This window comes from Niveispirillum cyanobacteriorum (genome assembly GCF_002868735.1).
Taxonomy (GTDB): Bacteria; Pseudomonadota; Alphaproteobacteria; order Azospirillales; family Azospirillaceae; genus Niveispirillum; species Niveispirillum cyanobacteriorum.
In genome coordinates, this window is record NZ_CP025611.1 from 2,903,633 (window position 1) to 2,927,500 (window position 23,868).

A 23,868-nucleotide genomic window follows, 5' to 3' on the forward strand; every position below is an offset into this window, starting at 1 on the left:
CCCTTTGGGTGATATGGTTCGTGTCGTAAAAGGGGACGGGCAGGCTATACTGGCCGTTGCAATGATCGCGGAAGATGGGGACCGGGTCAGCCCGGATGGTTTCAGTGTCTGAAAGAAACGCGACAGAAGGCCAGGGCAAGGACCAGGGTGACCAGAAGGGCGACACCAGCACCCATTTCCTGTTCACCTCCAAGGTCTTTCAGCTTCCGGGCGGCTATTTTGCCTTATCCAAGGATAATAACGATCCCGTCTTCAATGTTCATCTTGGCGATGTCTGGGGGAAGATTCCGTTCCGCACCCTTCGCGAGAGTTTTCAGATCGAAGACAAGAGTGACGATGCACGTCTGCTGACCATCGTCGAGAAGGGGCTGAAATTCGTCAAGGAGATCCGTCCGGGCGACAGCATCCCGCGCGAACTGCTGGATGGTTCGGCGTCATGGCGGGTGGATGAACGTCACCTGACCATTGCCCGTGGCCGCTTGACGCTGCAGCTCGTCTCCTGGATCACGGGCCGTGAGTCCATGATCACCGACCGGTTCCAGTTGGAACAGATCGTGGAAGATCCGCAGACTAAACAGAAAGCGCAGGAAGCCTTTTCCAAGCTGGCCAAGCAATTCGGCCTGCCGGAAGATCGTAAGCAGGAGATGGTCGACAAGGTCGATTATCTGGCGCGCGAGCTGTCCTATATCGAGGCATTGCGCGACCGTTACAGCCATGTTCAGAAGATCATGTCGAAGCTGAACCAAGCCAGGCGCACCTTTAAGGGTGAAGGGCAGGTAGTGGCGGATGTTTCACGTATGCAGGCCCTGGCCAAGACACCCATCGCCAATTTCGACGATATCTTTGATCAGGTGGACGGGCAGACGGCCGAGGTGATGGCCATGCTGCGCACCTTCGACGCCCAAGTCGCCTTCATCCGCCGCATGCGTGACGAGTTGCACACCATGCTGATGGTGTGGGATGAAATGATCGATATGTGGGATGGCAACGATATCGATAAGGAACCGGAAACCGAAAACCGGTTGAAGCGTACCTATCAGTTCCTGGCCAAGAACTTCCTGATCAGCAAGGTCTGGCAGCGCGGCGGCTGAGAGCCTGTGGCCCAATCCGATACCCTGATATCTCCGCACACAAGGGCGCCACCGGCGCCCTTTTTATTTACCTGAATTTAGTGGGGAATAGGCAGCGCCCAGCCCGATGGATACAGGATAGGACCTGACCGGTCCGGGCACTTCTGCGCGACCGGGCGCGCCGCCTCTGGCGGCACACCCACCAGATATCCGGAAAAGCACTGCTTAAGTAACTGATATTAATCAGTTAATCAATATTTCACACATTTTAACAATGAAAATTCGCTGTTGATTTTTAATCAACATCATTCGTACGTTAAAAATCCGTATTGACAGCACATCAAGGCGGGTACAAAGTCCATTTTACCGATAGGGATTAACCCGACGGTCGCGGCAATTTGATCGCGCAGCTTGCGCCGCGTCACCAAACGCTAAAGCGCCACGAACCATGCTTCGTGGCAGCCGCCTGATGGATGAAGGAGTTTCCGCGATGAAATGGTTCAAGCGTGTCGCCATCACCACCGCCGCCCTGGTTGGCCTGGCCGTGTCGCCCGTGTGGGGCAGTGGGCAGATCCTGAACGTCTCCTACGACCCGACCCGCGAACTCTATAAGGAGTTCAATGCAGCCTTTGCCAAGCATTGGAAGGCGACCACGGGCGAGGATATCGAGATCAAGGCCTCGCATGGTGGCTCCGGCAAGCAGGCGCGCTCCGTCATTGACGGGCTGGACGCCGATGTCGTGACCCTGGCGCTGGCGTCTGACATTGATGCGATCGCCGAGAATACGGACCTGCTGTCCAAGCAGTGGCAGGCCAAGCTGCCCTATAATTCAACACCCTATACCAGCACGATCGTCTTCCTGGTCCGCAAGGGCAATCCCAAGGCCATCAAGGACTGGGATGATCTGGTGAAGCCGGGCATCCAGGTGATCACGCCGAACCCGAAGACCTCGGGCGGGGCGCGCTGGAACTATCTGGCGGCCTGGGGCTATGCGGCGGATAAGGCCGGTGGCAGCGACGCGGCGGGCAAGGAATTCGTGGCCAAGCTGTTCAAGAATGTGCCGGTTCTGGATACCGGTGCCCGTGGCTCCACCACCACCTTCGTGCAGCGTGGCATTGGCGATGTGCTGCTGGCCTGGGAAAATGAAGCGTTCCTGGCCATCAACGAACTGGGCGCCGATAAGCTGGAGATCGTGGTCCCCTCCGTCTCCATCCTGGCTGAACCGCCGGTCGCCGTCCTGGACAAGAATGTGGACCGCAAGGGCACCCGCAAGGTGGCCGAGGCCTATCTGACCTATCTCTACACCCCGGAAGGGCAGGAGATTGCGGCCAAGAACTATTACCGTCCGCGTCTGCCGGCCCTGGCACAGAAATATGCGACGCAGTTCCCCAACATCAAACTGTTCGACATCACCAAGTTCGGTGGCTGGGCCACGGCCCAGAAGACGCACTTCGCCGATGGCGGTGTGTTTGACGAGATTTACAAGCCCGGTCAGTAATAAAGCCGTTAACCACTGCACCCTTTGTGGTGGTGGCAAACCAGACTAGTCTGACCCCCAGCCATCCCCGCCGGACCCGAAAGGAGCGGCGGGGCATGCGCGTCAAAACCGGGGGGTGGTTATGGACAGGAATTTCGCCTTGCCTTCATTGCCTTCCCTTCGCCGCCCGGCGGGTGTCGCCCCTGGGGGCGCATCATGAGCGGTTCTTCGGGCTTCTCGCTGTTCAAACGGCGCAACCGCTCCATCATTCCCGGTTTCGGCCTGACGCTGGGCATCACGCTGACCCATCTGACCCTGATCGTGCTGATCCCACTGGCGGCCCTGATGATCCGCCCGTGGGATATTGGCCTGTCCGGCTTCTGGCATCAGGTGACCGAACCCCGTGTGCTGGCCGCCCTGCGTCTGTCCTTCGGGGCGGCCTTTGTTGCGGCGGCCATCAATGCCGTGTTCGGGCTGGCCGTCGCCTGGATGCTGGTGCGTTATGATTTCTGGGGCAAGCGGGTGGTGGACGCCATTGTCGATCTGCCCTTCGCCCTGCCCACGGCGGTGGCCGGCATCGCCCTGACCTCGCTCTACGCCCCTAATGGCTGGGTGGGGCAGTATCTGGACCCGCTGGGCATCAAGGTTGCCTATACGCCGCTGGGCGTGGTGGTGGCGCTGACCTTTATCGGCCTGCCCTTTGTGGTGCGTACGGTGCAGCCGGTGCTGGAGGAACTGGATACGGAACTGGAGGAGGCGGCGGCCTGTCTGGGCGCCACGCGGTTCGAAACCTTCATCCGCGTTATCTTCCCCGTGATCTTCCCGGCGCTGCTGACCGGTTTCGCGCTGGCCCTGGCGCGGGCCGTGGGGGAATACGGGTCGGTGATCTTCATCGCCGGCAACATGCCGATGGTGTCGGAAATCGCGCCGCTGCTGATCGTGATCAAGCTGGAACAGTTTAATTATGCGGGTGCCGCGTCGGTCGGCATCGCCATGCTGATCCTGTCCTTCATCATGCTGCTGGTGATCAATCTGTTGCAGCGCTGGTCGCGCCGCTGGGCGGGGGTGTGAGATGAGCGGACATGCCCCCAAATCCCGCGTGACGGTGGCCGAACCCGGCTGGGTCAAGGCGCTGATCATGCTGGCAGGCCTGGGTTTCCTGGCCTTCTTCATCCTGCTGCCGCTGGCGGCTGTGTTTACGGAAGCGCTGCGCCGGGGCCTGGGTGCCTACTTTGAGGCGCTGGTGGAGCCGGACGCGCTGGCTGCCATCAAGCTGACCCTGTTGGTCGCGGTCATCGCCGTGCCCGTGAATGTGGTCTTCGGCGTCGCTGCTGCCTGGGCCATTGCCAAGCATAAGTTTCCGGGCAAATCCCTGCTGCTGACCCTGATCGACCTGCCTTTCTCGGTCAGTCCTGTGATTTCGGGTCTGGTCTATGTGCTGCTGTTCGGCGCGCATGGCCTGATGGGGCCGTTCTTGCGCGAACATGGCATCCAGATCGTGTTTGCGGTGCCGGGCCTGGTGCTGGCCACCATGTTTATCACCTTCCCCTTTGTGGCCCGCGAACTGATCCCCCTGATGCAGGCGCAGGGCGTGGATGAGGAAGAGGCGGCGATCACGCTGGGGGCCAGCGGCTGGCAGACCTTCCGCCGCGTGACCCTGCCCAATATCCGCTGGGGCCTGCTTTATGGTGTGTTGCTGTGTAATGCCCGCGCCATGGGGGAATTCGGGGCCGTGTCGGTCGTGTCCGGCCACATCCGGGGGGAGACCAACACCATGCCCCTGCATGTGGAGATCCTCTACAACGAGTATAATTTCGTGGCCGCCTTCGCGGTCGCCTCGCTGCTGGCCATCCTGGCCCTGGTGACGCTGGTCGCCAAATCGCTGCTGGAATGGCGCCACGGCGCCGAACTGGCCGCCACCGCCCGCCGCCATTGATGGGAACGGACGCATGAGCATCAATATCAAGAATCTGACCAAGCGTTTCGGCGGCTTTGCGGCTGTGGACGGAATCGACCTGGACATTCAGTCCGGCGAACTGATGGCCCTGCTGGGCCCGTCGGGATCGGGCAAGACGACCCTGCTGCGCATGATCGGCGGGCTGGATTTTGCCGATGAGGGCACCCTGCTGATCGAGGGGGAGGATGCGACGGTGTCGGAGCCGCACGCGCGGCGCGTCGGCTTCGTGTTCCAGCATTACGCCCTGTTCCGGCATATGAGCGTGTTTGAGAATGTGGCCTTCGGTCTGCGTGTCTCCCGCCGCAAGCCCAAGATTTCTGACGCCGACATCCGCACCCGCGTCATGAACCTGTTGGAACTGGTGCAGTTAGCCCCCCTGTCGGGCCGCTATCCCAACCAGCTGTCGGGCGGGCAGCGGCAGCGTGTGGCGCTGGCCCGCGCGCTGGCCACCGAACCGCGTGTGCTGCTGCTGGATGAGCCGTTTGGCGCGCTGGACGCCAAGGTGCGCAAGGAGCTGCGCCGCTGGCTGCGTGACATCCATAAGGGCATGGGCGTGACGACGGTATTCGTGACCCATGACCAGGAGGAAGCGCTGGAACTGGCCGACCGCGTCGCCATCCTGAACAAGGGACGCATCGAACAGGTGGGGACCCCGGCAGAGGTCTATGACAACCCGGCCTCGGCCTTTGTCTGTGACTTCCTGGGCGGCGGCACGCGGCTAGATTGTGTGGTGGCAGACGGGGCGGCGGTCATCGCCGGGGCGCGGGTGCCGGTCGTCAATCAATTGCCACCGGCGGGGCCGGCCACAGCCTATATCCGCGCCCATGATATTGATCTGGCAGAGGTGGGGGAGGCAGGAACCCTGTCCGCCACCATCCGCCTGATCCAGCCCGTGGGGCCGCAGCTGCGCCTGGATCTGAACCTGGATGGCAAGGTGGTGGAAGCGGTCCTGGACCGCCATGCCACTACTACCGCGCTGACACCGGGCCAGACGGTCGCGCTGCGTCTGCGCCGGGCCAATGTTTATGCGGGGTAAATTCAGCGGCGGCCCCGTTCCGGGCCGCCGCTGATCCTCATCAGAACTTCGACGAGACAGAGACGCCGACGGTGCGCGGGTCGCTCACCACCGGGGCCATGAAGTTCTCGATCACGCCCTTCACGTTCTGTTCGTCCGTGATGTTGCGGGCGAAGACGGCGACTTCATACTTGTCGTCCGGGGCCTTGTAGCCCAGGCGCAGACCGCCCTCGAAATCACCCTTGCTGTAGAATTCAGCCGATTCGTACAGCACGAAGTTGGTCTTGCCCGTTACGCTCCAGTCGGTGAAGGCAAACAGGGTGCCGCCATCGGCCAGCGGGAAATCATACCGCGCCGTGAAGTTCAGGATATATTCCGGCGCGTTGGGGAACGGGTTGCCGTCGATCAGGGCGCGGCCGCTGACCAGCGGATCCTTCACCGTGCAGACGGTGATGGGGGCGCAGACGCTGGATGTCACGGTCTTGTCCTTGATCTCGGTGTCCGTGTAGGTCACGCCGGCGGTCAGGGTCAGATCGCGCGTCACCTGCAATTCGGCGTCCAGTTCGAAGCCCTTGGCCTCGCCCTTGTTGCCATTGAACAGGCGGGCGGTGCCATTGGCGTCGAACGCCGTCAACTGGATATCGTTGACCGTGTAGGTATAGACGGCACCGTTCAGACGCAGCTTGTCATTCAGCAGCGTGCTTTTCACGCCCGCCTCATAGGAGATGATGGTCTCCGAGGTAGCGGTGGTCGGCGGGCCGTTGAAGGACACGGTACGGCCCTGGATGGTGGGGCCACGGAAGCCGCGGGCGACGCGGGCGAAAACGGCGGCATCGTCGGTGACGTTGTAGAACAGGCTGGCATCCCAGCTCACCTCGTCATCCTTCAGACGGACATAACGGGTGCCGGTATAGGCCGTCTGTACCTGGTTGCTGCCATTCTCGATGGAACGGAAGGTGCCGGCGGTCAGCGCCTTCAGCACGTTCATCTTCTTGTCGTCTTCGGTGTAGCGCACGCCACCCGTCAGCTTCAGGTCCTCGGTCAACTGGTAACCGGCCTGACCGAACAGCGCCCAGCTTTCATTGCGGTTGCGCAGGGTGACAAAGCCGCTGGCCCCGCCGGTTTCAAAGAAACGGTAGGGGCGGAACGAGAATTGTTCGTCGGAATTGAAATAGAAGCCGCCGACCTGCCAGTTCAGGGGGCCATCGGTGTCGCTGGCCAGACGCACTTCCTGCGTCCACTGATCCAGGTCATCGATGTTGCCCTGGCTTTCGGCGGCGTTCAGGGGCAGGCCGTCCGTGTCGCCACGGGAATAGCCGTCCGTCGTCTCATAGGCCGTGATCGAGGTCAGGGTGATGGCACCCAGATCATGGTCGATCTTCAGCGACGAGCCCCAGCCATCATATTCCTGGTTGTTATTATCGCCGTCATTATAGGCGACGGTGCGCTTGCGATAATTGCCGTTCAGCTTGTTCGAACCCTTGGTCAGGGCATTGCCCCGGAACAGGGACGAGGTGCCGTCCAGATCACGGCCATGGATGTTCAGCAGGGCGCTGGTGTCATCGGACGGGGTCAGCAGGAACTGCAGGCGTGCGGCCACATCCTGATAGCCGCCCAGGTCGCGGCCCGTGGTGGCGTTACGGACATAATCGTCGCGGCGCTGATACATCACCGAGGCGCGGGCCGACAGCTTGTCCTCCACCAGCGCGCCGCCGAAACCGGCATCCATGGTCAGGGTGTTGTAGGTGCCCAGCGACAGGGTGGCGCGGCCGGACGTATCCTGGCTGGGCGCGATGCTGTCGAACTTCACGATGCCGGCGGTGGTGTTGCGGCCGAACAGCGTGCCCTGAGGACCGCGCAGCACTTCCACCTGACGCACGTCGAACAGCGGGCTGCTTTTCAGCACCACATTCTCCATCACCACCTCATCGATGACGACGGAAACCGGCTGCGAGGCGCCCAGGTAGAAATCGTTATTGCCCAGGCCACGGATATAGAAGCGCGGGAAGATGCGGCCCGTGGAGGTTTCGGCGTACAGGCCCGGCACCTTGGCGGACAGAGCCAGGATGTCGGCACCGCCGGCCAGCAGATCGCGCAAGCCCTCGCCCGAAATCGCGGCGACGGACATCGGCACTTCCTGCAGGTTCTCGGCCCGGCGCTGCGCCGTCACGATGATCTCTTCCAGCGTGTCGGTGCTGGTCTGGGCCAGGGCGGCCATCGGCGTGGCCAGCGTGACGGCGGAAAGGCCCGCCAGCAGGGCGTGCTTCAAGGTGGACTGCATGATCCGTTCTACTCTCTCTCACAATGTCTCGATCAACGCAGGGGCCGGGCTGTATCCCCATCCCGGTTCCGCGTGATCGCGCAGTGATAGAGCGAACGTCAGAGAGGTGAACGGTCGTTGCGATGAAAGTTCCGTGAAGTCCGGCCTGGACCCATGCCATTCCCTAGGCGCCGCCTGCATTTCGCAACTGCGTAATGAAACCCCTGCAGGGCCGTTGTGCGGTGCGGTAATATGTTGAAACGGCGATAAGTGTCTGACGCCAGTCACTTGCCCACAGGGCGGCAGCGACTCGTGGCCGTGTTTCAGTCGAACCGCAGGCGGACCTGACCGGGGTCCAGGGCCACGATAAGGGCGGGGCGGTCCTCCACCCACCCGCGCACCGAAAACACGCCCTGCATGCCAATCTCCAGCCCGTCCGGGCCAGCACAGGCAAAACAAGCACCGGTGCGCGACAGGTTGACGGTTTCGCCCCGGATCACGCGACCATCCAGGGTCAGCAAGGCCGTGCTGCGCACAGGCACGCGGGGGAAACGGCGGCGGTCGCCCGCGGGGCGCTTGGCGCGCGTGGTGGGGGCGGGTTCATCATCGCGATGTGCCAGCCATTCGGCCATATCCACCCAGCGCTGGCTTTCATCAGGGTCATCGGTGTTCAACGCCGCCTGCCAGCAGGCGATCAGCTTGGCGTTCAACACCTCATCCGGGATCGGGCCGGTGCCATCGGCCGTCGTCGCCGGTTCCATCGTTGCCACCTGCATCGCTGTCCCATCCGGTGCCAAACGGCTTCCCACGCCTATCACGCGTGGGAAGCCTTTCCTTGTATATCTACAACAGACAGGCGTAGTTGTCGTCAATCAATCCTAAGGACAGGTGCGGCGGGCTGGCCCAAAGCACGCCAAGTGCCAATGAAACCCAAGGTCAGGGTGATGGCCGTACAAATCAAGGCGGTGCTGATTACCGCCCATGGCATGAACACAAACGGAAAGTCCATCACTTCGCTGACCACGATCCAGGCGACGATGGTACCCAGGATGCCGGCAATACCCGCCGTGATCAGGCCCAGAAGCCCGTATTCCAGCAGGAAGGCGCGCAGCACGGTCGCCCGTGTGGCGCCAAGCACCTTCAGCACGACCGCGTCATAGACGCGGCGGCGGTGCCCGGCAGCGACCGCACCGGCCAGAACCAAGGTGCCGGCCAGCAGGGTGACCGCCGCCGTCAGGCGCACGGCCAGCCCGACATTGATCAGGATTTCGGACACGGTCTCCAACGCGTCCTTCACGCGGACGGCACTGATATTGCTGAACTTCACGGCCACGTTTCGCTGTACCGCCGGTTCGGCCTCTACCGGCGCGCGCACCGTGGCCAGATAGGTCTGGGGCGCCGATTCCAGGACGCCGGGGGAGAAGACCAGCGTGAAGTTGATGGTGATCGTGTCCCAGTCCAGTTCACGCACCGCCGCCACCTCGCCCTCGATATCGCGGCCCAGGACATTGATGGTCATCTTGGCACCGGGCCCGATGCCGAAGCTTTCGGCGATTTCCTTGGACACGGCCAGCTTGGGCGGGCCCTGGTAATCGGCGGGCCACCATTCGCCCGCCAGCACCTTGTCGTTCGCCGGGGCCTGCGCCTGCCAGGTGATGCCGCGATCTCCATTCAGGACCCAGGAATATTCCTTGGTCTTCAGGGCCTTTTCCGCCTCCACCCCATTGATGGCCACGATGCGGGCGCGCAGGTTGGGGGTCAGGGCCAGATCCTCTGTCCCTGGTACGGCCAGCACGGTCTGGCGGAACTCCTCCACCTGATCGGGCTGGATATCGACAAAGAAAAAGGCCGGCGCATTGGTGGGCAGGCGGTCGGAAACCTCCTTCTGGAAATTCGCCTCGATCAAGGCGATGGCGACCAGCACCGTCAGGCCCAGACCCAGCGACAGGACGACGGCACTGGTCGGGCTGCCGGGGCGGTGGATATTGGCGAAGGCCAGACGCAGGACCGGCATACGGGGGCGGCCCACGGCCTTTGCCGCCTTGGTCACGCCGATCCCGGCCAGCCAGAACAGGCCCAGCACGGCGACGGCACCAATGACAAAGGAAATGGCAAACCCCTTTTCCTGCGCCGTTGCCACGGCCAGGGTGCCAAGACCCAGGCCCGATGCGGCAATGCCCAGCAGGTAGGACAGGCGCGGACGGCCCTTGGCCTTCTGCACCAGTTCCCGGAACAGGGCGATGGCCGGCACCTCCCGCGCGTGACCCAGGGGCCAGAGCGAGAAGGCCAGTGCCGTCAGGAACCCAAAGCCGGCGGCCACGGCCAGCGCCTCAGGGTAGACGCCGATGCGGGCCGTGATGGGCAGCACCTCCGCCAGCGCCTGACCGGCGGCCAGCGGGCCGGCCGTGCCGACAACCAGACCAATGGCAATGCCGACCGAGGCCAGGGCCAGGATCTGGATCAGATAGGTCTTGAAGATCAGCGACCCGGACGCGCCCACGCATTTCAGCATGGCGATGGTGTTGGACTTGGCATCCATATAGGCGCGCACGGCATTGCCCACGCCCACCCCGCCGACCAGCAGGGCCGTGAGACCAACGAGGGTCAGGAACAGGGTCATACGGTCAATGAACCGCGACAATTGCGGGGCCGCGTTCAGATAGTCACGCAAGCGCCAGGGTGCCCCCTCCATCTCCGTCTTGGCCTGTTCGCGAAATTCCTTGGGCGTGATCCCGTCCCGCAGCTTCACCTGATAGGACCAAGTGATCAGGCTGCCCGGCTGGATCAGCTCGGTTTTGGCAAGTGCTGCTTCCGACAGCATCAGGCGGGGGCCGAGCGAGAAGCTGCCTGACCCGGCCTTGTCCGGCTCGCGCGCGATCAGGCCCCGCACCTCCACCACCTGCCCGCCGATGCTGACCGGCGATCCGACTTTCAGGTTCAGGCGGGTGGCCAGCGTATCCTCCACCACCGCACCGAAACGCCCGTCGCGTTCGGCCAGCAGAGATTGGATATCGACGGTCTGTGGCAGCCCGTCCGGCCCCTGGATGTCGAAACTGCCATAGAGCGGGTAATTGCCGCTGACCGATTTCAGCTCCACCAAGGCGGTGTTGCCGCCATCATTGGGGTCGCGGGCCATAGCGCGCATTTCGGCGGCGGTCATCACCTCGCCGCGCGCCGCCAGGAACGCCATCTGTTCGGGCGTGGCCTGCTGATACAGGATGCGGGCAGAGACATCGCCGCCCAGGATGGCGCGGCCATCGCTGCGCATCGCATCCTCGATGCCGCTGGAGATCGACTGCACCGTCGCAATGGCGCCAACGCCAATGGCCAGGCAGGCAATGAAGATGCGAAAGCCCGACAGGCCGCCGCGCAGTTCACGCCGCGCGATGGTGAAGGCCAGCTTCCATTCCGACAGAAAGCCGGCGGATTGTGGTGCTGCCTGGGTGCTGTTGGTGGACAGGGTGGTGGCCGTCATTTCAGCGCCCCGCCGCCGCCAGGGGTCGGGATTCGCCGGCGCTGTCATCGACGATCAGACCATCGACCAGACGGATCACCCGGTCGCATTGCCGCGCCAGACCCGGATCATGGGTGATCATGACGATGGTGGTGCCCACCCGGTCAGCCATGGTGAACATCAGCTCAATGATGCGCTTACCGGTATCACCATCCAGATTGCCCGTGGGTTCATCGGCCAGCAGCAGCGACGGTTCGGGGGCGAAGGCGCGGGCCAGTGCCACGCGCTGCTGTTCACCGCCCGACAATTGTCCCGGATAATGGGTCAGGCGATGGCCCAGGCCGACGGCTTCCAGCCCCTTGCGGGCCCGGTCAAAGGCGTCGGGGGCACCGGCGAATTCCAGCGGAATGGCGACATTTTCCAGTGCCGTCATGGTGGGGATCAGGTGGAAGGACTGGAACACGATCCCCACCTCGTCCCGTCGGAACCGGGCCAGTTCATCCTCATTCATGCGGGTCAGTTCATGGCCCTTCACCTTAACCGACCCGGATGTCGGGGGCTGCAAACCGCCCAGGATCATCATCATGGAGGACTTGCCGGAACCGCTGGGCCCTACCACGCCGACCTTTTCTCCACGGCCGACATGCAGATTGATGCCTTTCAGGATGTTGACGCTGCCCGCCTCACTCTCCAGCTTAAGGTGGATATCGCGCAACAGGACGACGGGGTCGGCCGGAACAATGGGCATCGCCATGACAAACCTTCGCAGCAAGGGTGAACCGAACCGATATGGCCCCGTAGCAGCGGCTTTCAACCGACTCGGGGCACTGATCCTGCTGCTTTCATGCCTATTGGCACCGTCGGACGCGATGGCGCAGGTCACACCGGCGCCTTTAAAGATCATCGTGCTGGGGGATAGCCTGTCCGCCGGCTACAAATTGCCCCGCGAGGCAGCCTTCACCAGCCAGTTGGAAACGGCGCTGAAGGCCAAGGGCTATGCCGTCTCCGTCCCCAATACGGGTGTATCGGGGGAGACGACATCTGGCGGCCTGTCGCGGCTGGACTGGATCCTGGCGGACAAGCCGGGCCTGATGATCGTGGAACTGGGGGCCAATGACGGGTTGCGTGGCATCGACCCGGCCCGTACCCGCGAAAACCTGGACAAGATCTTGACCAAGCTGGCGGAAAAGAACGTGCCCGTCATCCTGGCCGGCATGATGGCGCCCCGTAACCTGGGCAGTGAATATGGCAAAGTGTTCGATGCCATCTATCCAGACTTGGCCAAGAAGCATGGGGTGGCGCTCTACCCGTTCTTCCTGGAAGGGGTGGCGATGGACCCGAAGCTGAACCAGGAGGACGGGATGCACCCGACCACGGAAGGGGTGGCCGTCATCGTCAAGAATATCCTGCCCACGGTCACCGCCACGCTGGACAAGATCAAGGCCGGGGCGAAGTGATGGAAGATATGCCCGACGACGCACCGTTGTTTGCCAGTGCGCTTGGCACCGGGGCCGATTGGTCCAGTGCCGCCAAGGATTGTCTGGATCAGCTGACCCTGGTGCCCGGTGCCAATTTCGGCGTGCTGTATGTCACCGACCATCTGGCCGACCAGATTGGCAGCATCGCCACCCTGCTGCGCGGGGTGACGGGGGTGCGCGACTGGGTCGGCACGGTCGGCATCGGCGTGCTGGGCCAGGGGGGCGAACATTATGACCGCCCGGCCCTGTCCGTCCTGATCGGGCGGCTGCCCGACGGGGCGGCGCAGCTGTTGGGGCCGATGACCGACGGGGCGGGGGCCGTGGATATGATTCAGCCCTGGCTGCGTAACCATGCGCCCCTGCTGCTGCTGATGCATGGCGATCCACGCCATGCGCGGCTGCCCTCATTGCTGCTGGATGTGGCGGGGCGGACAGGCGGGTTCATCGTGGGCGGCCTCACGGCCTCGCGCGGGGAACAGGCGGTGCTGTGCGGGCATGAAACGGGGCCGGGCCTGTCAGGCGTGATGTTCGATGCCGATATCGCCGTCGCCACCGGCCTGACCCAGGGCTGCACACCCATCGGGCCGGTCCGTACCATCACCAGGGCGGATGCACATGTGGTGATGGAGATTGACGGCGCCCCGGCCCTGGAGGCGCTGAAGGCCGATATCGGGCCGGAACTGTCATCCGATCTGCGCCGGATATCGGGGCTGATCATGGCGGGCCTGCCCATTCCAGGCGATGACCGGGGCGACCGCTTGATGCGCGATCTGACGGCCATCGATCTGGAACGCGGCTGGATCGCCATCGGGGAGAATGTGCGCGATGGGCAGCCGATCCAGTTCTGCCGCCGCGATGCCGCCGCCGCCGAGGCCGATATGGTCCGGATGCTGGAAGGGCTGAAGCGACGGCTGCCGGGAGGGCAGGTGCCGCGGGCCGGCATCTACATCACCTGCGTGGCGCGCGGGGGCCGCCTGTTCGGGCGGGAAGGGGTGGAGCGTGACCTGATCCACCGTCATCTGGGCGACTTCCCGCTGACCGGATTCTATGCCGGCGGCGAAATCTCCAACGCGCAGCTTTATGGCTATACGGGCGTTCTGGTGCTGTTTGTGTAAGGGGGTAACCCCTTACAGCTTGATCATATACCGCACATACCCATCGGCCCCACCGGTCACCTTGTCATAAAGGTGGCGGGCGCGGGCATTGTCTTCCTCGGTATTCCAATAGACCCGGCCCCAGCCGGCCTCACGCCCCATCGCCGTCAACCGGGTGATCAGGGCGCGGCCCACACCCTTGCCGCGCGCGGCCTCTGCCGTGAACAGGTCCTCCAGGTAACAGACCAGCTTGGCCGACCAGGTGTGCGGGTGCAGGACGTAGTGGCACAGGCCCAGCAACCGCCCACTCTCATCATCAACGGCCACCAGACCGTTCACGGCACTGGACGGGTCCAGGATGCGGGCCCAAAGCGCATTGGTGACTTCGGCGGGCACATCGGCGCGGTAGAAGGTGCAGTAGGCATCCCACAGACCCCGCCATTGTGCCCGGTCATCCGCCTGGATCGCCCGCACCGTCACGCCACCGCCCATGTTCCATCCCTCGTCCTGAACCGACACCGGATATCGCATCGGGCAGGGGGGCCTGTCCACCCCGCCCCATGACGAATCGGGTGCCAATTCGGGGGCGGAACCAGGGTTCAGCCGCAATTTTCCCCGTGATCACAAGACCCTGGCCATAAGGTTACGGTGCCCAACCCTTGTCAGACAGGTATTCTCTGTGGCACAGCTTGAACTCAGCCGGTGATCGGACGGCGGATCGGGATCAATATGCGGACGCTTTTTCACCATCCCCTCTCCCCCTTTTCACGCAAGGTGCGGGTGGCGCTGGCCGAAAAACGCCTGGATTTCGCACTGGAGCTGGAAAAGCCCTGGGAGCGGCGTGAGGAATTCATGCTGCTGAACCCCGCCGGCGAAGTGCCGGTTCTGGTGGAGGAAGATGGCAGCGTCATCGCCGACCAGACCGCCATCTGCGAATATCTGGAGGACGCCTACCCCGCCACCGGCCTGTTGGGCCGTGAGGTGGCGCTGCGGGCCGAGGTCCGGCGGCTGGTCGGCTGGTTCGATGTGAAGTTCCGGGCCGAGGTGACGGACCTGCTGGTTGGGGAAAAGCTTTTCAAGCGCTTCTCCGGCCAGGGCACGCCGCATACACAGTCGATCCGCGCCGGCCTTGCCAATATCCATTACCATCTCGACTATATCGGCTGGCTGTGCGAGCGGCGCACCTGGCTGGCCGGTGATCAGTTCAGCTGGGCCGATATCGCGGCGGCGGCACAGCTGTCCTCCATCGACTACCTGGGCGACGTGCCCTGGGATGATCATCCCGAGGCGCGGAATTTCTATGCCCGCGTGAAAAGCCGGCCCAGCTTCCGCCCGCTGCTGACCGACCATCAGCCGGGCCTGCCACCGCCCAAACATTACGCTGATCTGGATTTCTGATCCTTTCCTCAATCCCGACGCATTTTGGCCGCAACCCATGGGGTAGGATGCGGGCAGGGCGTTATCGCCCCTGAATGTGCTTTGTGGAGAAATGAAATGCGCCGGTCGCTGGTTCCTCTTGCCCTTGCCAGCCTGCTGTTCACCGCCATTCCGGTTGTGTCGGCCCAGACCCTGCCCGTGCAGCCCGTGATCGACACCGTTTCCTTCAACGTCTCGGTGGAAGATTGGGTGAAGACGGAAACGGCCCTGGTCACCCTGGTCGTCGATATCGCGGGCAACGGCAATGGCGGCACCGTCCGGTCGGATGTGCTGAAGGCGGTGGCCGGTATCGCGGACAAGGCGGAATGGCGCATCGTCGCCATGAACCCGCAGAGCGACAGTGCCGGTCTGGAACGTTGGCAGGCGCAGTTGCAGGCCCGCCTGCCGGAAGGCCAGCTGTCGGCGCTGGGCGACCGGGCCAAGAAGGCCAGCAAGCCCGGCCTGCAGGTGCGGGTGGGCGGTGTTGCCTTCGATCCCACCCTGGCGGAGACGGAGGAAACCCGGTCGGCCCTGCGTGACAAGATCTACGCCAAGGTCAATGCCGAGCTGAAGCGTCTGAACGCCGCTTTTCCGGGCCGCAATTACCGGGCCGGTGATATCAGCTTCACTGAACAGCGAATGGCCATGCCGGCCAGTGCTTATCGGGAGAAGATGGTGATGGCGGCCGCACCCCAGATGGCCGATGCTCTGCCCGGCGTGCAGGACCAGATGGTGCTGGAGGCACGGGTGACCCTGTCGGCGTTTGCGACGCCCTGAAAATTGCCTACTCTTGCCAGTCTTTCCCGTAATCACGTAGTTTGATGATATACGCGCTCTGGTTGGCTTCCGGGGCGCGAATTGTCATTTATGATGATGTGGAGATTGCAGGTGTCGGAAAACAAGTTGGCCATTGTCATCGCCTGCGACGACAATTTTTTCTTCCATTGCCGTAATCTCCTGGCCTCCATCGCCAAGAGCGCGCCCACCATGGCGGCGCAAGACCGATTCTGCGTGTCTCCGGGCCTGTCCCCTGAACATCAGGACGAACTGGCCCGGTACGGCGTGCGTTATGTTCCGCTGGGGTTGGATGTGTTTCCCACGGTGCTTGCCGATATTGTCCGCCGCCACCATTACACATTCGGACAGTTCATCCGGCCGCTGTTCCCAAAAATCATCCCCGGCTATGCCAACTATCTCTATATGGACTGTGACACCTGGGTTCAGAATGACACCCTGGTGGCAGCTGTTGCGCAGGCGCAAATGTTCGGGCCGGATATGGTTGTCGCTTCTCCGATGGTCTCACATTACTATCCCGCTGCGTTGAACGACATGACGCTCACCAGGAATGTTCAGGAAAACTGGCTCTATGGCACCTACGAGGTGCGGTTTGCACGCGCAATGGCAGGGCGGTCCTTTTTCAGTTCCGGCGTCTTTGCCATTTCAGCTACTTCCCCATTTTGGGACAACTGGTTCCAGGATATCCTGGAAATTGCACCAAGGGTGGATATCTGCAATCCCGGATTCATGCATTTTGCAGAGCAGACGGCGTTCAATGGTGTGATTTGCCGTACCGGGATGGTCACAGTACTGGACCCGCTATATAATTTTCACTGCAATATGGGGGGCATTGTCCGGGACCTTACGACAGGATTAGTCCTGTCAGTATCGGCCAAGCCGGTGCGTGAGGTCTGCGTCGTCCATCTGGCGGCATGGGGCTCCATGAAGGAAGAGTATGTTACCGCACGGCTGCTGTTTGAACCGTAACCGTCACCCACCCAGCCATTGGTTCAGGCCATAGAGCAAACCGCCGATCGCGGCGCCCAGCAGGGTGCCGTTGATGCGGATATATTGCAGGTCGCGGCCCACCCGCAGTTCCAGGCGCTGCGTGAACTCCTTCACATCTTGCCCCTTCAGCGTCCGGGCCACGAAATCGCGAATCGCTTCGCGCCAGCGGGGCAGGGCGGACGTGAAGGCCTGCTCCACCGCCTGATTCAGGCGGTCGCGCACCGGTGCCTCCCGCATGGCATCGGCCAATGAAGCCGCCACACCATGCAGGGCCGAACGGATATGGCCGTCGGGCCGGTCCAGATCGGCAAGCGCCGCGTCGCGCAGACCCGACAGCAGGTCATGCAGCAACGGGCCTGCGACCTCCGGCCCCGTGAACTGACGCAGCGCCTCCAGTAGACGCTGGGCCAGCTCGCTCCCGGCCTCCACCTCATCCGGTAAGGCCTTCAGCCAGTCGCGCAACTCCTGCCCCGCCGGGGCGTGGGGGGAGCGCAGATCCCAGAGATGGCCCAGGATCGCCTCATTGATCGTGTCGGCCAGGGATTTGTCGACCGAAGACGGCATCCACCAGCGGGATTTGCCGGCCACCGCCGCCTCTACCCAGCCACGCTGCCCATGCATCAGATGGATCAGCCGGTCCGCGATTTCCCGCAGCAGCGGTTCCAGTGACGGGCTGTTCACGAAATGGCGCAGGGCACCCGCCAGTGCCGGTCGCAGATCGGCCTGTGACAGACCGGCGGCCAGCGCGCGGCCCAGGGCCTGGGCCAACGGGGCATCGCCCTGCCGTGATAGAAGTCCTGGCAGCATGCCGGCCACCAGATCGACCAGCCGCCCCCGATCCTCCTCATCCGCCAGCAAATTGGCCAGCTTGGCCGCCGGGTCCATGCGCCGCACCTGTTCCACCAGCATGGCGGGTTCCAGGAACTCCCGGTCGATATAGGCGGCGATGCCATCGGCGATTCGGTCGCGGTTGCGGGGCACCAGGGCCGTGTGCGGGATCGGCAGGCCCAGCGGATGGCGGAACAGGGCCGTCACCGCGAACCAGTCAGCCAGCCCGCCGACCATCCCCGCCTCGGCCACGGCCCGCAGGGCGGGCGCGATGCCGGGCGGCATGAAGGCGGCGTGGCTGATGGCCCAGCCACCGGCGGCCAGGGCCAGACAGGACCCCGCCATCCAGCGGTGGCGCGACAGATCGCGGCGCAGGGCCGCATCATCGCTTTCGGCGGCAACGGGGGCGGTGATGTCGTTCAGGGGGGCGGGGTCGTGCATTCCTTGATCCTAACCTGGACGGCAACGGTCCGCCTGTGGATTTACCCAGCCGTTACAGGCCTGACACTATTTGTCTCCGCCAACAGCTGTGCCGCCAGTCCTTCCCGATAGGTGGGGTGGATCAGCCGATATTGAAGCCAGGATTTAAGCCGGTCATTCCGGACCCGGCGATTATCGGCATAGAAGCTGGCGGCCATGGTCGACATTGTTGCGGGATCGAAAGGTTCCAGTGGGGGAGGTTCGACCCCCAGCAAGGCTGCGGCATGTTCCACGACCTGGGCGGCGGGGGCGGGCTCATCATCCACGACGTTATAAGCTGTGCCGGGCCGGGGGGCGGCCATGGAGGCGATGATGGCGCCGGCAATATCATCGACATGGATGCGGCAGAACACCTGATCCGGCTTGTCGATGCGCCGCGCCGTACCCGCCCGCACCGTATCAATGGCGCTACGCCCCGGACCATAGATGCCGGGCAGGCGGAACAGATGCACCGGCAGGCCGGCCTGCCGGTGCAGGGCCATCCATCCCGCCTCTGCCGCCACCCGCCGTTGTCCACGCGGGCCAGTCGCTTTCAGGGGGCTTTCCTCATCCACCCAGGCACCGCCGGTATCACCATAAACACCCGTGGTTGACAGATAGCCGACCCAGTGCAGGCCAGATGCCCGCGCCGCGATATCGGCCCCGTGATGGTCCAGCACGGCATCGCCATCGGCATCGGGCGGCACCGATGACAGGATATGGGTGACCCCATCCAGTGCCGCTGCGATATCGGCGAGCGGCTTTCCACGGTCAAAGGTGAAGGCGTCAATGCCCTGCGCGCGCAAGGCATTGGCCTTGTCCTGTCCCCGCACCGTGCCGGCCAGCGACCAGCCCATGCGACGCAGACGGTCGGCCAGATGCAGGGCCGTGTAACCCAGACCGAAGATGAACAGCCGGTCGACCGGCATGGGGGGTGTTGTGATCATGAACGTTTTGACACTTGCCAGCAGGGGACGGATCAGGATTTGTAGCGTGCCATGAACCGAATGCTCAATGCCGGGGCGTTGATCGCCCTTATCACCCTGTGCCTGCCGCTGTCCGCTATGGCGCAGGAGGGGGCGATCTTCGCCAACCGCACCGCCTGCCTTGACCGGGCCGAGGCCTTGCCCGACTTCGCCTATGAAGAGGCAAAGCTCTGGGAACGCCAGGGGGCGGGTGTGGATGCCCGTCTTTGCCAGGCCCTGGCCCTGATGCTGCGCGGGGATTGGGAACAGGCGGCACCGGCGCTGGAGTCGGTGGCGGCGGAGATGGTGCGCGAACGTCCGCCCGTGCGCGCCAACCTGCTGAGCCGGGCGGGCACGGCCTGGTCCAATGCCCATAAGCTGCCGCAGGCCGAAGCGGCGTTCGGCAAGGCACTGGAGCTAACGCCACGCGACCCGCAGATATTGATGGACCGTGCCATCGCGCGCGCGGGCATGGAACGCTACTGGGAGGTTATCGCCGATCTGGACAAGGTCGTCGAACTGGCACCCAAGATGGCGGAGGCTTGGCTGCTGCGGGCCCAGGCGCACCATCTGCTGGCGCTGGATGGCAAGTCGATGAACGATGTGGAAGAGGCACTGCGCCTGTCGCCGCAAAGCGGGGAGGCGCTGCTGCTGCGCGGTAATCTGCGCGCCGCCAAAAGCGATATGGTACGGGCCAAGCAGGATTGGGAATCGGTACGCCGTGTGGCCGCCGGTACACCCGCTGCTAACATCGCCCTGCAGAACCTGAACGCGCTTGACCGCGCCCAGACCGATCAGAAGCGGGAATTGAAGAAAAAGAAGGAACAGTGATTTGGGTCTCACCCGGCCCAAAAAACAAAAGGCGCGGTACCCGTGGGCACCGCGCCTTTTTGAACCGATCACCGGATCAGGCGGTGATATTCACGAAGCTGCCACGGGTACGACCAGAGGCAACCGCTTCCTGACGTTCATTGTCGGTCGGATTGGTGTTGGTCTGCTGATTATCCTGCTGGGTGGCGGCGGTCTGCTGCGCCTGCTGATCAGACGGGGGCACCGGCTGAACACGCGTATTGCTCTCCGCCGGGCGAACGCCAGGGGTCTGGAAGACAGAAGAGCTATAAGAGGAAACGCCGCTGATCGCCATCACACACCTCAGTTGTTATCGATAAACTAAGCGCTGCGGCAACGCTCGTCAATCCGCCATCAATGCAGGACCGGGCCGGCATCCATGCGCGCGTTAGGGTTTCTGTAACGGAATCGTCCTGGAATCACCGCCACCGGGCGCGGGCGGGGCTTGCCCCTGGCGGCGGGGTGGGGTTATTGCTTGAAATATCGGACAAAACCCGGTCAGTCCGCGCCGTTGCGGGGATCAAGGCCGGATCGGAACAGGGGTAGACCTCTTGCAATCCAATGACAATGCCGGCGCCGCCGCCGGCCAATGGTCGTCGCGTTTCGCGTTCCTGATGGCCGCCATCGGCTCCTCGGTCGGGTTGGGCAATATCTGGAAATTCCCCTATATGATCGGCACGGGCGGCGGTTCCGCCTTCATGCTTGTCTATCTGATCTGTGTGCTGGCCGTCGGCCTGCCCATCCTGATTGCCGAACTGACCCTGGGCCGCATGGGTCGGCAGGGGCCGATTGAGACCCTGGTCGATCTGGGTCGCCGCTATTCGGGGCGGGCCATCTGGGGGCTGGTCGGGTGCGTGGGTGTGCTGGCCGCTGTCCTGATCCTGTCTTTCTATTCCGTCGTGGCGGGGTGGTCGCTGGCCTATATCCCCAAATTGCTGACCGGTGGCATGTCCGGCCTGTCGGGGGCGGAAACGGGCAAGGCCTTCAATGATTTCCTGGCCGATCCGCTGGCCCTGACCTTCTGGCACGCGTTGTTCATGCTGCTGACCATCATCCCCGTGGCGCGTGGTATTCAATCAGGCATTGAAAAGGCCGTCGTCTGGATGATGCCGCTCCTGTTCGCGCTGCTGGTCGTGCTCTGTATTTATGCGGGCATCGAGGGCGATTTCACCGCCGGCATGGTCTATCTGTTCAAGCCAGATTTTGGGGCCGTTACCTGGGATGTGGTGCTGGCCGCCACGGGTCAGGCCTTCTTCTCGCTGTCCATCGGGCTTGGCACCATGCTGGCCTATGGCGCCTATCTGCCGGGCGGCGTGTCGATCCCCCGCACTTCCGTCGTCATCGTCTTCGCCGCCATCCTGACGGCGGTGCTGGCCGGTGCCGCGATCTTCCCCATCGTCTTTGCCAATGGACTAAACCCCTCGGAAGGGCCGGGTCTGGTGTTTGTGACCCTGACCGTGGCCTTTGGTGCCATGCCGGGCGGGGCCATTTTCGGTGCGGTGTTCTTCGTGCTGCTGGCCATCGCCGCACTCACCTCTTCGGTCTCGCTGCTGGAACCGATTGTGGCGGCGTTTGCGGGCCGTGTGCGCCTGTCACGCTCGGCGCTCGCCTGGATCGGCGGCATCGTCGCCTGGGTTCTGGGCTTCCTGACCCTGTTCTCTTTCAATATCTGGTCGGACGTGCATCCGCTGGGTGGTACCCGCACCTGGTTCGACTGGATCGACTTCCTCACCTCCAACATCCTGCTGCCGCTGGGCGGCGTGATGCTGGCCCTGTTTGCGGGCTGGGTGGTGACGCGGCAGGACAGTGTGGCGGCGGTCGGGTTTGAAAGCCCTTTCTTCTACAGCCTCTGGCGCATCCTGGTGCGCGTAGTGGCACCAATCGGAGTCGTCGCAGCGGTCGTTTCAAATTTCTTCTGACCGCCCACATTGAAAGGGACGTCCTTAAAGGAGGGACCGCGCGATGATCAATCTGCTGATGAATATCCTGTGGCTGCTGCTGTTCGGCTGGAATGCCGGGCTGGCCTGGCTGACGGCGACGCTGGTCATGGTCATTTCCATTGTCGGCATTCCCTGGGCGCGGGCCGCGCTGAACATCGCCATCTTCATGTTCTGGCCTTTTGGCCGGGTGGCTGTGTCGCGCGATGACCTGACGGGGCGCGAAGATCTCGGCACTGGCCCGCTAGGCTTCATCGGCAATGTGATCTGGTTCCTGTTCGGCGGCATCTGGCTGGGCCTGGGCCACCTGATCATCGGGCTGGCCTGCTGCATTACCGTCATCGGCATTCCGTTCGGTCTGCAGCATTTCAAGTTCGCGGGCCTGGCCTTTGCCCCCATCGGCAAGACCATTATCGATCGCGAGGTTGCGGACGCGATGCGCTATCGGTAAGTCGCGGGGCTGGGGCGGTGTCTTGTACCACCGCTCCAGCCCAACCCTCAAATCCGCTGCGACAGCCAGATGGCGGTACGCGACCCGGCCTTGATCAGGGCCGACAGGACCGGATAGCCGGTGGCCAGCTCCGCCTCATGCGCCAGACCGATATCGCGGTGCTCCAACTCCTCGGCCCGGAACTGCTCAATCGTGGCCTTCAACGGCGCTTCCTCGGGACCCAGCTGTTCGGCCTGTTCGGCATAATGCTGGTCGATCACCTCTTCCACCGCCACCGTACAGGCCATCGCGGCCCGGCTGCCCAGGGCGGCGGTGCCAGCCCCCAGCGCCCAGCCGGCCAGATGCCAAACGGGCTGCAACAGGGTAGGGCGCACGCCACGCTCCCGTGCCAGCCTGTTAAACGTGTCCAGATGGACCTGCTCCTGCTCCGTCATATGGCGCAGCATGGGACCCTTATCGCCTTTACCCAGGACCGCACTCTGTCCCGTATAGATGCGGACGGCACCATATTCGCCGGCCTGATCGACGCGAATCATCCGTTCCAAGCTGGGGGCGGGATCACCGGGCAGCCGGCGCGGGCGTGCCGAAGCGGGCACGTCAGTGGCATCAATGGCGGGACCGTCGGCCAGCGGACGGGGCGACAGAAGATGGGCGGGCAGGGTCGGGTTGGGATGGCTCATCGTGCCGTCTCCGTGGAAAAGGCCGCCTTCACGGCGAACAGGGCCAGCATCAGGCTGGCAATGGCGCTGAATCCGGCGATGGAAATGCCGAACAGCGACCAGGGGATCTCGTCACAGCGTACAACGGGGGCGGCCAGGATGGCGGCGCGCAGATCGTCCAGGCCGCCGGCGCTGATCGGGGCGGTGCAGGCTGTGAAACCCTCCCACCATTTCTGCTCCACACCGGCATGGAACAGCGAAATGCCGGTCCCTACCAGAAAGACCAGTCCCCCCAGCAGCAGTGAAACCCGCCGCTGTACCGCCGTCAGCCGCAGAAAGGCCGAGGGCAGCAGCGGCACGACCGCTGTCATATAGGCATAGCGCTGCCACCAGCACATCTCACACGGGTTCAACCCGCCCCAATACTGTGAGGCGAACGCCGTCCCCAGCGCCGTAAGCGCAGCCAGCACCAGCAGCACGGAGGGGAGGCGGGGCGCGCCGGTAAGGCGGGCGAGCAGGGAGGGGGGCGTAGTCATCATGGCCCACACTATAATGATGACACCCGCCTCCGCAAAGGGCCACCCCGATGGGACCGATGGCCGCAAGCGGCACCCCCACAGGATTTGATTGACCGCCCGTCTTTCATCATTATAGTGCCGCCTCGCGTTGAAGCGCTCGGTGCCTCCGTGGCGAAATGGTAGACGCGGCAGACTC

The 23,868-nt window shown here is 63.4% G+C and carries 23 protein-coding genes and 1 tRNA gene (1 of these 24 running past the window's edge); 14 read left to right on the forward strand and 10 right to left on the reverse strand.

From position 1 onward, the window contains the following. The first annotated feature begins 104 nt into the window (after positions 1-104). The 5 genes from C0V82_RS13490 (at position 105) to C0V82_RS13510 (ending at position 5,540) form a co-directional block, all read left to right on the forward strand. A complete protein-coding gene (locus C0V82_RS13490) occupies positions 105-1,091 on the forward strand; it encodes a hypothetical protein (protein WP_158659918.1) in 987 nt (328 codons plus the stop codon). A 469-nt stretch (positions 1,092-1,560) separates the two neighbouring features. Continuing rightward, entirely contained in the window at positions 1,561-2,568 is a 1,008-nt protein-coding gene (locus C0V82_RS13495; RefSeq protein WP_102112750.1) for a sulfate ABC transporter substrate-binding protein, read from the forward strand. Between the two features lie 195 nt (positions 2,569-2,763). Next, positions 2,764-3,618: a sulfate ABC transporter permease subunit CysT gene (gene cysT / locus C0V82_RS13500; protein ID WP_102112751.1), complete on the forward strand. Its 855-nt coding sequence runs from the start codon at positions 2,764-2,766 to the stop codon at positions 3,616-3,618. 1 nt (position 3,619) lies between these two features. After that, positions 3,620-4,483, forward strand: coding sequence for a sulfate ABC transporter permease subunit CysW (gene cysW, locus C0V82_RS13505; protein ID WP_102112752.1), 864 nt, complete (start codon positions 3,620-3,622; stop codon positions 4,481-4,483). A 13-nt stretch (positions 4,484-4,496) separates the two neighbouring features. After that, positions 4,497-5,540 (forward strand): sulfate/molybdate ABC transporter ATP-binding protein, encoded by a 1,044-nt coding sequence (locus C0V82_RS13510; protein ID WP_102112753.1) that lies wholly within the window; start codon positions 4,497-4,499, stop codon positions 5,538-5,540. Between the two features lie 40 nt (positions 5,541-5,580). Here C0V82_RS13510 and C0V82_RS13515 read toward each other — a convergent pair whose 3' ends face one another. The 4 genes from C0V82_RS13515 to C0V82_RS13530 form a co-directional block, all read right to left on the reverse strand. Further along, positions 5,581-7,800, reverse strand: coding sequence for a TonB-dependent receptor (locus C0V82_RS13515; RefSeq protein WP_102112754.1), 2,220 nt, complete (start codon positions 7,798-7,800; stop codon positions 5,581-5,583). Between the two features lie 302 nt (positions 7,801-8,102). Beyond that, on the reverse strand, positions 8,103-8,555 hold the full coding sequence (locus tag C0V82_RS13520) for a PilZ domain-containing protein (protein WP_102112755.1): 453 nt from the start codon (positions 8,553-8,555) through the stop codon (positions 8,103-8,105). A 92-nt stretch (positions 8,556-8,647) separates the two neighbouring features. After that, positions 8,648-11,254 (reverse strand): ABC transporter permease, encoded by a 2,607-nt coding sequence (locus C0V82_RS13525; RefSeq protein WP_102113422.1) that lies wholly within the window; start codon positions 11,252-11,254, stop codon positions 8,648-8,650. Between the two features lies 1 nt (position 11,255). Beyond that, a complete protein-coding gene (locus C0V82_RS13530; RefSeq protein WP_199772417.1) occupies positions 11,256-11,987 on the reverse strand; it encodes an ABC transporter ATP-binding protein in 732 nt (243 codons plus the stop codon). Here C0V82_RS13530 and C0V82_RS13535 point away from each other — a divergent pair. Then, complete coding sequence (locus tag C0V82_RS13535; RefSeq protein WP_102112756.1) at positions 11,986-12,690, forward strand: arylesterase; 705 nt, start codon at positions 11,986-11,988, stop codon at positions 12,688-12,690. The two genes, C0V82_RS13530 and C0V82_RS13535, sit on opposite strands and share 2 nt — an antisense overlap. Beyond that, entirely contained in the window at positions 12,690-13,826 is a 1,137-nt protein-coding gene (locus C0V82_RS13540) for an FIST signal transduction protein (RefSeq protein ID WP_102112757.1), read from the forward strand. The genes C0V82_RS13535 and C0V82_RS13540 overlap by 1 nt, the downstream gene beginning before the upstream one ends. 12 nt (positions 13,827-13,838) lie before the next feature. On the opposite strand, the gene C0V82_RS13545 is transcribed toward C0V82_RS13540, so the two are convergent. Beyond that, positions 13,839-14,324: a GNAT family N-acetyltransferase gene (locus tag C0V82_RS13545; RefSeq protein WP_245924089.1), complete on the reverse strand. Its 486-nt coding sequence runs from the start codon at positions 14,322-14,324 to the stop codon at positions 13,839-13,841. A gap of 210 nt (positions 14,325-14,534) precedes the next feature. On the opposite strand from C0V82_RS13545, the gene C0V82_RS13550 reads away from it, so the two are divergent. The 3 genes from C0V82_RS13550 to C0V82_RS13560 all read left to right on the forward strand — a co-directional run bounded on the left by C0V82_RS13550 (position 14,535) and on the right by C0V82_RS13560 (position 16,985). Then, the gene (locus C0V82_RS13550) at positions 14,535-15,203 is read left to right on the forward strand and encodes a glutathione S-transferase family protein (RefSeq protein WP_102113424.1); all 669 of its coding nucleotides are present in this window, start codon (positions 14,535-14,537) and stop codon (positions 15,201-15,203) included. 96 nt (positions 15,204-15,299) lie between these two features. Further along, on the forward strand, positions 15,300-15,998 hold the full coding sequence (locus C0V82_RS13555) for a hypothetical protein (protein ID WP_102112759.1): 699 nt from the start codon (positions 15,300-15,302) through the stop codon (positions 15,996-15,998). Positions 15,999-16,124: 126 nt separating this feature from the next. Next, positions 16,125-16,985: a glycosyltransferase family 8 protein gene (locus C0V82_RS13560; protein WP_158659919.1), complete on the forward strand. Its 861-nt coding sequence runs from the start codon at positions 16,125-16,127 to the stop codon at positions 16,983-16,985. 3 nt (positions 16,986-16,988) lie between these two features. Here the strand turns inward: C0V82_RS13560 and C0V82_RS13565 are convergent, their stop codons facing one another. Beyond that, positions 16,989-18,275: a DUF445 domain-containing protein gene (locus tag C0V82_RS13565; RefSeq protein ID WP_102112761.1), complete on the reverse strand. Its 1,287-nt coding sequence runs from the start codon at positions 18,273-18,275 to the stop codon at positions 16,989-16,991. Positions 18,276-18,316: 41 nt separating this feature from the next. After that, the gene (locus C0V82_RS13570; RefSeq protein ID WP_245924090.1) at positions 18,317-19,240 is read right to left on the reverse strand and encodes an SDR family oxidoreductase; all 924 of its coding nucleotides are present in this window, start codon (positions 19,238-19,240) and stop codon (positions 18,317-18,319) included. Positions 19,241-19,291: 51 nt separating this feature from the next. Between C0V82_RS13570 and C0V82_RS13575 the strand changes: the two genes are divergently transcribed. Further along, positions 19,292-20,089 carry a tetratricopeptide repeat protein gene (locus C0V82_RS13575; protein WP_158659920.1) on the forward strand — a complete coding sequence of 266 codons (798 nt, stop codon included), beginning with the start codon at positions 19,292-19,294 and terminating at the stop codon, positions 20,087-20,089. 76 nt (positions 20,090-20,165) lie between these two features. On the opposite strand, the gene C0V82_RS13580 is transcribed toward C0V82_RS13575, so the two are convergent. After that, complete coding sequence (locus C0V82_RS13580; protein ID WP_054166617.1) at positions 20,166-20,402, reverse strand: hypothetical protein; 237 nt, start codon at positions 20,400-20,402, stop codon at positions 20,166-20,168. A gap of 256 nt (positions 20,403-20,658) precedes the next feature. Here C0V82_RS13580 and C0V82_RS13585 point away from each other — a divergent pair, with 256 nt between their 5' ends. Beyond that, a complete protein-coding gene (locus C0V82_RS13585) occupies positions 20,659-22,026 on the forward strand; it encodes a sodium-dependent transporter (protein WP_245924091.1) in 1,368 nt (455 codons plus the stop codon). Positions 22,027-22,069: 43 nt separating this feature from the next. After that, the gene (locus C0V82_RS13590) at positions 22,070-22,495 is read left to right on the forward strand and encodes a YccF domain-containing protein (RefSeq protein WP_102112764.1); all 426 of its coding nucleotides are present in this window, start codon (positions 22,070-22,072) and stop codon (positions 22,493-22,495) included. A 47-nt stretch (positions 22,496-22,542) separates the two neighbouring features. Here the strand turns inward: C0V82_RS13590 and C0V82_RS13595 are convergent, their stop codons facing one another. Both C0V82_RS13595 and C0V82_RS13600 read right to left on the reverse strand, forming a co-directional pair. Next, complete coding sequence (locus C0V82_RS13595) at positions 22,543-23,175, reverse strand: demethoxyubiquinone hydroxylase family protein (protein WP_102112765.1); 633 nt, start codon at positions 23,173-23,175, stop codon at positions 22,543-22,545. Continuing rightward, entirely contained in the window at positions 23,172-23,693 is a 522-nt protein-coding gene (locus C0V82_RS13600; protein ID WP_245924092.1) for a disulfide bond formation protein B, read from the reverse strand. The genes C0V82_RS13595 and C0V82_RS13600 overlap by 4 nt, the downstream gene beginning before the upstream one ends. A 141-nt stretch (positions 23,694-23,834) precedes the next feature. On the opposite strand from C0V82_RS13600, the gene C0V82_RS13605 reads away from it, so the two are divergent. Next, positions 23,835-23,868 (forward strand) — tRNA-Leu (locus C0V82_RS13605) (it continues 52 nt past the right edge of the window).